This is a genomic window from Reinekea sp. G2M2-21, assembly GCF_015687175.1.
In the GTDB taxonomy this organism is placed as follows: domain Bacteria; phylum Pseudomonadota; class Gammaproteobacteria; order Pseudomonadales; family Natronospirillaceae; genus Reinekea.
This window is the reverse complement of sequence record NZ_JADPQG010000004.1, coordinates 121,179-132,339: the sequence shown is the minus strand read 5'-3', so window position 1 is coordinate 132,339 and position 11,161 is coordinate 121,179. Positions and strand designations below refer to the sequence as shown.

Below are 11,161 nucleotides of genomic sequence, written 5' to 3'. Positions count from 1 at the left end.
TAACAGTAAATTGGAGTAGATCATGAAAAAACTAATCGCGCTTGCGCTTGCCTCAACCCCTGTTGTTGCCCTGGCTGCGCCGACAACTGCCGCTCAACCGAGCCCTTGGCAGTTGCCAATCATGCTGGGTATTTTCTTTGTTATCTTCTGGCTGATGGTTTGGCGTCCACAATCCAAGCGGGCGAAAGAGCATAAGAATCTGCTGGCCGAACTGTCTAAAGGCGATGAAGTGATCACCAGTGCCGGAATCGCCGGTAAGGTCACCAAGGTGACTGATGATTACATTCAAGTAGAAGTTGCTGCGAATACCACCCTGACATTCCAGAAGCAGGCCATTACTGCCACGCTGCCAAAAGGCACGATCAAAGCGATCTAAGTCGCTGAAAACACCCCGCTCGCCGGGGTGTTTGCGTTTAAGCACAAAGGAAAAAACATGTTAAATAAATACCCTCTGTGGAAAAACCTGCTGGTCATCGCGGTGCTGTTGTTTGGTGTGTATTACAGCCTTCCCAACCTGTATAAGAATGACTACGCGGTTCAGATCCGCGCCACGCAAGCCGGCGTAATTGTTAATGACACCACGCTGAAAAAAGCCACCAACGTTTTGGATGACGCCGGGCTGACGTACTTCGGCGCTGAAGTTCAAGAGCAATCTCTTTTAATTCGTTTGCACAGTAACGACGAGCAACTGAAAGCCAAAGCAGCGCTAACCCGAGAAATGGGTACCGACTTTTTAATCGCCCTGAATCTGGCACCCACTACACCCGAATGGCTGACCGCGATGGGCGGTAAGCCGATGGCTCTGGGTCTGGATTTATCCGGTGGTGTTCACTTCCTGATGGAAGTCGATATGGAACGCTATATCGCGTCCCGCCTGACCAATTTTGAAGCAGACATTAAGCGTAATCTGCGCGAAGAAGGCATTCGCTACCGTGGCACGTCGGTACTTGATGACAGAACCATTCAGGTTGTGCTGGTCAATGAAGATTTTCAAAGCGATGCCAACAAGTGGATCAGCCGTAACCTGCCTGAATTCCGAACGGTAAACACCACGGCGCGTAATCTGCCTGCGATCAACCTGACGCTGACCGATGTGGCCATCACGGCAATGGAAGATTATGCGATCAAACAGAACCAAACGACGCTGAGTAACCGGGTGAATGAAATTGGTGTGGCTGAACCATTGGTACAGCGCCAAGGGCGTAACCGTATTGTGGTGGAACTGCCCGGTGTGCAAGATACCGTTTCAGCGAAGCGCATTCTCGGCAAGTCTGCCAACCTGGAATACCGCATGCAGTCGCTTGACGGTGACGGTGAACTGTTCAAGTTTAAAGACAGCAACCGCACGGTCATGTTGAGCCGCGACGTTATCGTAACCGGTGATAACGTAACCAACGCAACCACCAGCTATGATCAGAACGGCACACCTGCGGTATCCATCACGCTGGACAGCGCCGGCGGTGCCCGCATGGGCGAAACCACTAAGAAAAACGTGGGCAACCCGATGGCGGTACTGTTCATTGAGCAGCGCTCTGAACCAATCGGCTTTGAAATGGTGAACGGCGAACAGGTTATGCAGTACCGCAACTACGAAGTGAAAGAAGTTATCTCTTTGGCAACCATTCGCGGTATTTTCTCCTCTCAATTCCAGACCACAGGCCTGGACAGCCCGGAAGAAGCTTCTGAACTGGCGTTGTTATTGCGCGCCGGAGCCCTGGCAGCGCCGATGAATTTTGTGGAAGAACGTACCGTAGGACCAAGCCTCGGTGCGGAAAACATCCAAAAAGGTCTGACCAGTGTCGCCATCGGTTTTGCGTTGGTGATTCTGTTTATGGTTGGGTTCTATAAAGTTTTTGGTGTGTTCGCCAGCATCGCGTTGACTGTCAATCTGTTATTGGTGGTTTCGGTAATGTCGATATTGGAAGCTACGTTAACGTTGCCAGGTATCGCCGGTATCGTCTTAACCGTGGGTATGGCCGTCGACGCAAATGTTCTGATCTTTTCGAGAATCAAAGAAGAACTGGCCGAAGGAAAATCGATTCAGACCGCGATCGACTCCGGTTATGGCCGTGCCTTCCTGACCATTTTCGACGCCAACATCACCACACTCATTGTGGCGGTTATTTTGTACGCCATAGGCACTGGACCGGTGAAGGGTTTTGCGGTCACGTTATCCGTCGGTATTTTAACCTCGATGTTCACCGCCATTGTGCTGACCCGTGCCTTAACCAATATGGTTTTTGGCGGTCGCACTGTGAAAAAACTGCCCATTTAAGGAGAAGCACATGTCAGAAGTTAAGGTTTTCGACTTTATGGGTAAGCGCAACATTGCGCTGGTGTTTTCCATTATTTTGTTGGTCGTCTCCGTGGTATCGTTGGCCAGCCGTGGCCTGAACTTTGGTTTGGATTTCACCGGCGGTGCCCAGATAGAACTGGGCTTCCAACAGGAAGCCGATGTGAACGAGATCCGCAGCTTGCTTGAGGGCGCCGGCTACAACGATGTTAATGTGAAATTTTTCGGCAACAACACCGATATCCTGATCAACATGCAGGAAGACAATAAGCCACAACTGGGGGCAGAAGTACTTGCACTGGTAGCTGAACAGCGACCTGACGTTGAGCTGCGTCGCAACGAATACGTGGGTCCTCAGGTAGGTGAAGAACTGGCCAACAAAGGTGGCATTGGTATGCTGGTCGCGCTGGCGTTGGTTATGATCTACATCGCTTTCCGCTTTCAGTTTAAGTTTGCCGTTGGCGCCGTCGCGGCGTTGATTCACGATGTCATAATTGTACTCGGGTTTTTCTCGGTGACTCAGCTTGCCGTTGATCTGACGGTTCTGGCAGCGGTGCTGGCCGTAATCGGTTACTCACTGAACGATACAATTGTGGTCTCTGACCGCATTCGTGAAAGCTTCCGGATTATCCGGCGAGATGACGTCAAATACCTGATCAACCTATCTCTCTCGCAAACGCTGGGTCGTACCATCATCACCTCGTTAACCACTTTGTTGGTATTGATTGCGTTGGCAATTTTCGGCGGAGAAATGATTTTCGGCTTTGCTATTGCGTTAACCGTGGGTGTGGGAATTGGTACCTATTCGTCTATTTACGTGGCGGCTAATATCTTGATGATCATGGACATCAGCAAAGAAGATCTGATGCCTCAGGAAAAAGAAACCGTCGATCAGGACGAAGTGCCATCTTGGCTGAAAGACGAAGAAGGCGAAGAACCGAAGTAAGTTACGGTCTTTCGCCTAACGGGAGTACGCTCGCGGCCACTAAATTGCCGCTACGCGACTCCCGTTTTTTAGTTTACACTCCCCCATTCAGCCCGTAATCGAACTAACACGAAGTCTTTATCATGAGCAAAACAAGAATTCTGACCGGTATTACCACTTCCGGTATTCCCCACTTGGGTAATTACGCTGGCGCGATCCGTCCTGCTATTGAATCCAGCAAAGCAGACAATGTCGAATCTTTCTTCTTCCTGGCCGACTATCACGCGTTAATAAAAAAACACGATCCACAAATGGTGCGCGAATCCGTGCGTTCTGTTGCCGCCACCTGGTTGGCTTCTGGCCTGGACCCGAATCGTGTGACCTTTTACCGCCAGACCGACATTCCGGAAATCACGGAGCTGACGTGGATTCTCACCACCATTACCGCCAAAGGTTTGATGAACCGAGCACACGCCTACAAAGCAGCGGTGCAGGAGAATGTTGAGACCAACGCGGCCGATCCGGACAAGGGCGTTGAAATGGGCTTGTTCAGTTATCCAATATTAATGGCCGCTGACATCATCATGTTCAATGGCGAAAAAATCCCGGTGGGTAAAGACCAGATTCAGCACATTGAAATGGCCCGAGACATAGCACAACGATTTAACTTCCTGTATGGCGAAACATTCGCGATGCCGGAAGCCGTGGTCGATGAAAGCGCCATGATTATTCCGGGTCTCGATGGCCGAAAAATGTCCAAGAGCTACGGCAACACCATTCCGTTATTCGAAGGTGAAAAGAAGTTCCGTAAGTTGATCAATAAAATCAAGACCAACAGTCTGGAACCAGGTGAACCGAAAGATCCGGAAGGATGCACACTGTTTGCCATCTACTCCGCCTTTACGGATGAAGCCGCACAGGCTGAAATGCGTCAGAAATACGCGAATGGTATTGGTTGGGGCGACATGAAAAAGTTTCTGTTTGAATTCCTCAATGAAGAGTTGAAGGACAAACGCAACGAGTACGACCGCTTAATGGCAGATCCGGCAGAACTGGATCGTGCTTTGGCCATCGGTGCTGAAAAAGCCCGTGCCATTGCGACGCCGTTCCTGGCGGACATTCGCAACAAGGTCGGTATTGGTCCGATTTCTGGCTGATTGGTGCTCATATAAAAAAATCACCTTCGGGTGATTTTTTTTTGGCTGACAGACGCACCTGTATGCGATTCAGTAAACGCCTAAGTCTTCTCCGCAATGAATCTCGCCGCTGAAATTCTGCCGAACTTCGGCAATTAACGAGTCTATCGACGCTCCCCAGAGCAACAAATGAGTCATCACCAGCTTCTTCGGCTTCACGTAAGCCGCTATTTTGCCCAGCTCGATACCCGAGGTGTGCATGTGGCTGTGATAGCGTTGCCATTCTGGCTCGCGGTTATCAAAGCCTTGCTGCGAATACACCTCATGCACCAGCACATCGCAATCCCGCCACTGGTCATAGGCCGATTCGCACGGTGCGGTGTCTCCAGATACCACAATGGTACGCTCGGCCGTGATGAACTTGTAACCAAATGGTTGCCAGGTTGTGCCATGCTTCACACCAAAAGCTTCAATGCGTATGTGTTCGTTCTCTAACACCACACCCGACTGAATTTCGGTGGCCACGGCACGACCGCCGGTTTCATTGATGGGCTCCAAACCGCAGGTTCGGGCTTTGATATCTTCACCATAAGCCGCCACAACATGATCGACTAGCGAGCGGGTGCCGGGTGGACCAAAGACGGCCAACGGTTGCTCACGCCCCATTACCCACGGTGAAAAAATCAGGTCCGGTAACCCAACCGTGTGATCACTGTGCAAATGGGTGAGCAAGAGTGTCGATAAGTTTTTCACATCGAGGGCAGCCACGCCCTGCTGATACGCCTGATGTGCGCGCCGCACCAAGCCAGCACCACAATCGACGATGTAAGCCTGCCCTGCCACCGTAACCACTGTACAGGGACCCATACGAAGAGGATCCGGATTAGGTGTCCCTGTGCCCAGCAGGACGACCTGAGGTTGTTGCGCCATGATGTTTCTCCTGTCTTTCAGGCAACTTAAAGCAAAAGACGAATGAAACCAATCTTGTTAAGCGGACAGGCAAAAAAAAGGACAACAGCGGATGCTGATGTCCAAAAAACCGATGCCCCGGAGAGGAATGAGGTAACTCTTAGGATCCGTTAACACTCATTTAAACGCGACAGCATTAAATCAGTGTTAACAGACCCCAGACACCGGTAATCCAGTGGTCCATGCGTGAAGCAAGGTAAGTAAAGCGCATAGCAATCATGCCGAAGGCAAGGCGGAAAAGAGAAGGAATATTGGTGCTAATTCAAACTTTTTCCAACGCAAGCTTCGGTACGAGGGCGAAGCGATGTGCCACCTTATTTTCCGCATGGCCCACTAACATAGGGTACAGGCGTTACGAGGTCATACTGGCAACCAGATCAGTCACCTGCGTCAAGCTACCCAATTCGGTACCCCGTCGACTGGCTGTGGCCGCGCCACAGGCCAAGCCCCACGGCATGGCTTCGGGCAACGATGCACCGGTACTCAATTTCCAGACCAACCCTGCGACCATAGAGTCGCCGGCGCCAATAGGATTACTTTCAACCACGGAGGGGCTTTGAACGGCGGCCAACGTGTCAGCGGTTGCGTACAGCGCGCCATCTTTACCCAGAGACACCACGAGATTTTTAGGACCCAAACCAAGTACCGCACTGGCCCAATCGTCAGAACCTGAGACGTCCGCCGCCGACAAACCCAGTAATTGCATGGCCTCTTCCACATTCGGTTTAACCAGGGTTGGCCCGGCCAGGCAACCAGCTCGCAGAGCAGCACCACTGGTATCCAGTACTGCGTGTGCACCGGCGGACTCAATACGCTGTATCAGGTCTGCGTAAATGGTGTCAGGAACACCCCGAGGCAAACTGCCACCCAGCACCCACCAGTCACCGGGTGAAAGCCGTTCCTGAACGGCATCGACCAGCGCGGTTAATTCTGCCGCGGTTATTTCGGGGCCCGACTCATTCACCTTAATATGCTGACCACTGTCGTGAGCAACCACGGACACATTGGTCCGGGTTTCGCCAGCGATCTCAGTAAAATGCGTCGCAATACCCATGGCCGCTAATGCTTGAGTCAAGCGTTGACCATTCAGACCGCCGACAAACCCCATAGCAGTACTGTCGACATCGAGGTTACGCAACATGCGCGACACATTGAATCCTTTGCCACCACAATCCATGCGCGAGCCCTGAGCTCGCGCAACGCTGTTAAAGGCGAAATCGCTGATCTGCAATTCCAGATCCACCGCCGGGTTTAAAGTCAGCGTGTAAATCATGCCGTTTCCTTCATATAGGCTTCAAACAAGGCTTTTTCGGCATCGACGTTCCAGGTGTTACCGGCCCCAAGTGCGGCAGCGACGTCTGGTAATTGCTCTGCTAATTCATCCAATCCCAGTAACGGTAAATCTGCCAGCTGAGGGAAAATCAAAATCTTACCGGGGTAACGCGCGTCGATCATAGCTTCGATACCAGCTTTGGCGACGTTCATGCCACCAATAGCGGCCACACAGATTGCTGGCGCAATATTTCCGGCCACGGTGTTATCCATCACCACGGTCTGATCTTCAATGGTCAAACCAGAGGTGCCGGTATACTGGGCGTTGTCGAGATAAACCGAACTGAAATCGACCGGCGCAAGCGTACCGTTCGGCACACCGGCAAACAGCACCAGCATCCCGTCTTTTTTCATAAAGGTGGCCGACTCAGCCATAATGCCGGCATTCGGTACACACACCACGACATCATCAGCGCCTTCGTTATTGGAGTGTTGCTTAACAAACTCCGGTAACGAAACTGGGTTATCAATGGGGTTGTAAGTAATCAGTTCGCAATTGTTTTTGTCCGTCAGTGATGCGAAACGCGCTTCAATTTCCGCGAGGCGCTGATCATTGATATCGGTCACGATCACCTGACGAGGACCGTCCTTTTTCTCAATGGCACGTTGCACATGCATTTGCCCCATAGGACCACCGGCGCCGACAAATACCGCGAAACCATCTTTGCGTAAATCACAACGGTTACGTTCTTCTCCATACGAGTCGGCAATATCTTCGCCACTGTTACCAATAAAAGCGACATAGTCATAGTGCAGGCGACCCACATCGGCGTCGACCAAACCGTCGAGAGGTTTCTTACCCACCATGTTCAACGTACCGCGACGTGCAACATACTTGGCAATAGTGGTTAACGCGTTTGAGGAGGAAGGTGACAGCGCCACGATATCATCGAAGCCTGCACCTGCGGTAAATTCTTCTACGGCCGCCGGTAATGAATCTAATGTGATGTCATTTCGTACAACGACTTTCTTGGCTTTCTTTTCCACCAGCGAGCGCAGGGCGTCAGGCACGTTGGTCAATACAACCGTGGCTGGTGCTTCCAACCCTTTGGAAAAACCATAAACCGTTGCATCGTCAGGCTGGCCAACAATCCACATGACACCGCCCTGCTTTGGTTCCAGTCGACGACGTTGCGTATAGGAAGCCCAAACGCAGCCCCATGGTTCCAACAAAGCGGCTTCGGCAAAACCGAGCTGGTCAGAGACTTTCAACAAACAGGAACCATGGTCGGTGTCGAGAATTTCAGGACCAATCAAATGGTATTGCGTTAAGCCACCCGGAACCGTGTAACCATAAGCCGTGCTCTTACCGTCTTGATAAATATCCGGCTGCATGGCGTAGCGTTCCCCGACCTTAAATTGGTTCTGCAATTCCGCGCCGACTTCAATGACGGTCAGTGTGGCTTCATGCCCCAAACGCGTTGGCTCTTTGGTGAGATCGCGGTTATACAGCTTCGGGTGCTGACTGCCCTGATTAATCAGTTTCACATCGGAAAAACAAAGTCCCACCGCGTCCACGCGAACCAGCAATTGATTCGCGGCAGGCTTGGGCACTTCAAAAGTTTCCGGGGCGTTGTTTTTACCGATGTTTTCCACACCGGCACCGTACATATTCCAGGTCGCAGTGGTCGCCGGAATGGGTTGTACAAGTTGTTGGTACTTTTCGTATTGGCTCGTCATGTTTATCACCTGATTCAAATTATTTTGTGCAATTGAAATCTGCTTACAGCAAATCGTCATGGTTCTGGTACAACGCCATCACGGCTTCGGAACTGCCGAGTGAGAGCGCTTTCTGAGCCTTTGCCTGCAACTTGGCAAACGACACAGATCGAATAATGTTTTTCACCGACGGCACATTAGCCGGGCTGACCGATAGTTCGTGAACGCCCAGACCGACCAATAAAGCCGCAATGTTCGGATCGGCGGCCATGTTGCCGCACACACCCACCCATTTACCGTTGGCATCTGCCGCTTTCACAGTCATTTCAATCATGCGTAACAGCGCTGGATGATAGCTGTCGGCTTCGCAACACAGTTCTGGATGTAACCGATCCATCGCCAGGGTGTACTGCGTCAGGTCATTGGAGCCGACAGAGAAAAAGTCGACTTCTTTGGCGAGATGATCCGCGATCAGCACCGCCGAAGGCACTTCGATCATAATGCCCAGCGGCAACACGGGTGCACCAAGTTGCGTACGCACATCGTTTGCAATGTCTCGGGCTTTTTGCCATTCCGACATTTTCGCGATCATCGGAAACATAATGTGCAAACCGCATTCACCACTTTCCTGCCATTGCCACATCGCGGTTCGATAAATGGCTTCCAGTTGGCGACGGAACATATCTTCATGTTTAAACGACAATCGAATGCCCCGCACGCCCAGGAAAGGATTGTCTTCATGAGCCATATTCATCCACGACACCGGTTTGTCGCCACCAATATCCGCCGTTCGGACCACCAATTGACGGGAACCTAACGACGTGACAATGGCTTTCAATGCATCCATTTGTTCCGCGACAGTCGGTTCAACCGACGCGGCTTCAAACAGAAATTCAGTTCGCAATAAGCCCGCACCTTCACCACCATTGTCCAGAATACCGGCGGCATCCTGAGGTTTGGCGATGTTACAAACGACGTGAATCTTGCGACCATCACGGGTTGTAGCCGGTTCATGCTTACAGGCATCTTGAGCTTTGCGAATCGCCTGCCAGGTTTGCAGGCGTTCCGCTGACTGCGCCAATGTCGCAGCATCCGGTTCTATGACCAGTACGGAGCTTTGCGGGTCTATGACCACCGGCGTTTTTTGTGTAACACCGGCCAGATTGTCCGCCCCCAAACCAACGATCGCTGGAATACCCAGGGCGCGGGCCAATATCGCCATGTGGCTGTTCGGTCCGCCCAATTCTGTGCAGATACCTTTGATGGGTAAACCTTCCAACCCGGCGGTTTGTGACGGCGTTAAATCCCGCGCCAGTAATATGAAATCCGATTTCGGGTAGGCCAATGTAGCCGATGACGGCTGCAAAATCGCAATGACCCGATCGCGGATATCCACCATGTCTGCGACGCGCGCACGAATACGCTCATCGTCTACCGTGGATAGTGAATCTATTTGGCGTTGAACTGACTGATGCCAAGCCCAGGCTGCGCTGCTGCCATGACTGACCAATTTATGGCTGTCAGCCACAATGGTGTCGTCTTTCAGCAACTGCTTTTGAGCTTTTAAAATAGCGGCTTCTTTCGGCGCTTTTGCTTGCAGCTTCTGCTGCAGTTCGTCGATTTGCAACGCGGCTTTTTCCAGCGCAGCGGCCAAAAAGCGTGACTCGTCAACGGGGTCGGTACCGTCTTTATCAATTTCGACTGAAGTTGAAGCCAAGACAAACGCTGGCGCAGTGGCAATACCCGGCGATGCTGCAGACCCTTTCAATAAACGATTTCCAACCGGGTTGTCTAATCCAGATAATCCGGCAAGAGCACTGTACGTTGCGGTCGCATTTTCCGAGTCATCACCGTCCAGCCCGGCATCAATTAACTCACATAAACTGTGTACAGCATCATCTGCCGCGTCACCCTGAGCAGAGACCACCAGTTGGTCACCTTTCTTTGCACCCATCGACAAGACAGATGCCATCGATTTTGCGTTGGCCGTGCGTTCGCCATTACGAATCCGAATCTCGGTGCCAATGAATTGCTCCGCGTGCTCCGCAATTAAACTGGCCGGCCGAGCATGCATACCAGCTTCGTCGATGACGAGGGCCTGGGCTGATACGGCGAAATCATCTTCGCAGACATGCTCGGCAGCCAGATCTGCACCCAGTGCTGAAATAATCGCCGCCGGGTCTGTTGTTTGGGCCAACTCGAGGGCCAAAGCGTCGTCCATTACCACGGTGGTCAGTGTTTGTAACAGACTTAAATGCTCAGACCCAGCGGCGGCAATTCCAACAATAAGTTTAGCGACATCACCGTTATCATTCCAAACCACGCCTTCGGGTACCTGCACGATAACGACACCGGTTTTTAACACCAGAGGTTTGGCTTCATTCACACCATGAGGAATGGCAACGCCATTAATTAAATAGGTACTGACTTTCTCTTCCCGCGCGACCAACGCCGGCAAGTAATTTTCTGATACCAAACCCAACGTCAGCATCTTCTCAGCGATGACCGATAACACAGATGTTTTATCTGAAAAGCGTTGATTGAGTAGGATCTGTTCTGGTGACACCGCCAACAGTGAGTCTGCCCCAGCCGCTGTATCTGGCTTCGTATCTGGCATTGACTCTAGGTGTGTCACGTCTTCGATAGCAACCTGCTGATTGGCTTCAGGCTTCTTGGCACCACCGATTAAATTCTTGATAAAGGACATATGCATCCCGTTTTACTGTTCAGTCAAATTAAGGAAAGCGTATTGATACCGTCGCATTTCCCATGGTTCGCCTGCGAACCAGCGCAGACAATCACCCTCTTTCTTTTCAGTTTTTTGTTCTAAGTTTTTTACTCTGTTAT

General features: G+C 51.5%; 8 protein-coding genes. 4 read left to right on the top strand and 4 right to left on the bottom strand.

All coding sequences use genetic code 11. The annotated features are described in order from the left end of the window. Positions 1-22 precede the first annotated feature (22 nt). The 4 genes from yajC to IYN85_RS15745 all read left to right on the top strand — a co-directional run bounded on the left by yajC (position 23) and on the right by IYN85_RS15745 (position 4,375). Entirely contained in the window at positions 23-376 is a 354-nt protein-coding gene (yajC, locus tag IYN85_RS15760; protein WP_196159882.1) for a preprotein translocase subunit YajC, read from the top strand. 57 nt (positions 377-433) lie between these two features. Beyond that, the gene (secD, locus tag IYN85_RS15755) at positions 434-2,275 is read left to right on the top strand and encodes a protein translocase subunit SecD (RefSeq protein ID WP_196159881.1); all 1,842 of its coding nucleotides are present in this window, start codon (positions 434-436) and stop codon (positions 2,273-2,275) included. 10 nt (positions 2,276-2,285) lie between these two features. After that, positions 2,286-3,239, top strand: coding sequence for a protein translocase subunit SecF (gene secF, locus IYN85_RS15750; protein WP_196159880.1), 954 nt, complete (start codon positions 2,286-2,288; stop codon positions 3,237-3,239). A 122-nt stretch (positions 3,240-3,361) separates the two neighbouring features. Continuing rightward, positions 3,362-4,375: a tryptophan--tRNA ligase gene (locus tag IYN85_RS15745; protein ID WP_196159879.1), complete on the top strand. Its 1,014-nt coding sequence runs from the start codon at positions 3,362-3,364 to the stop codon at positions 4,373-4,375. A 69-nt stretch (positions 4,376-4,444) separates the two neighbouring features. Here the strand turns inward: IYN85_RS15745 and IYN85_RS15740 are convergent, their stop codons facing one another. From IYN85_RS15740 to ptsP, 4 genes are all read right to left on the bottom strand, one after another. Further along, positions 4,445-5,284 carry an MBL fold metallo-hydrolase gene (locus IYN85_RS15740; protein WP_196159878.1) on the bottom strand — a complete coding sequence of 280 codons (840 nt, stop codon included), beginning with the start codon at positions 5,282-5,284 and terminating at the stop codon, positions 4,445-4,447. A 391-nt stretch (positions 5,285-5,675) separates the two neighbouring features. Beyond that, positions 5,676-6,596, bottom strand: a complete 921-nt coding sequence (gene pfkB, locus IYN85_RS15735; protein ID WP_196159877.1) for a 1-phosphofructokinase — start codon at positions 6,594-6,596, stop codon at positions 5,676-5,678. After that, a complete protein-coding gene (locus IYN85_RS15730; protein WP_196159876.1) occupies positions 6,593-8,335 on the bottom strand; it encodes an alcohol dehydrogenase catalytic domain-containing protein in 1,743 nt (580 codons plus the stop codon). Before IYN85_RS15730 ends, pfkB begins: the two co-directional genes overlap by 4 nt. Before the next feature lie 43 nt (positions 8,336-8,378). Then, positions 8,379-11,021 carry a phosphoenolpyruvate--protein phosphotransferase gene (gene ptsP / locus IYN85_RS15725; protein ID WP_196159875.1) on the bottom strand — a complete coding sequence of 881 codons (2,643 nt, stop codon included), beginning with the start codon at positions 11,019-11,021 and terminating at the stop codon, positions 8,379-8,381. Positions 11,022-11,161: the final 140 nt, after the last annotated feature.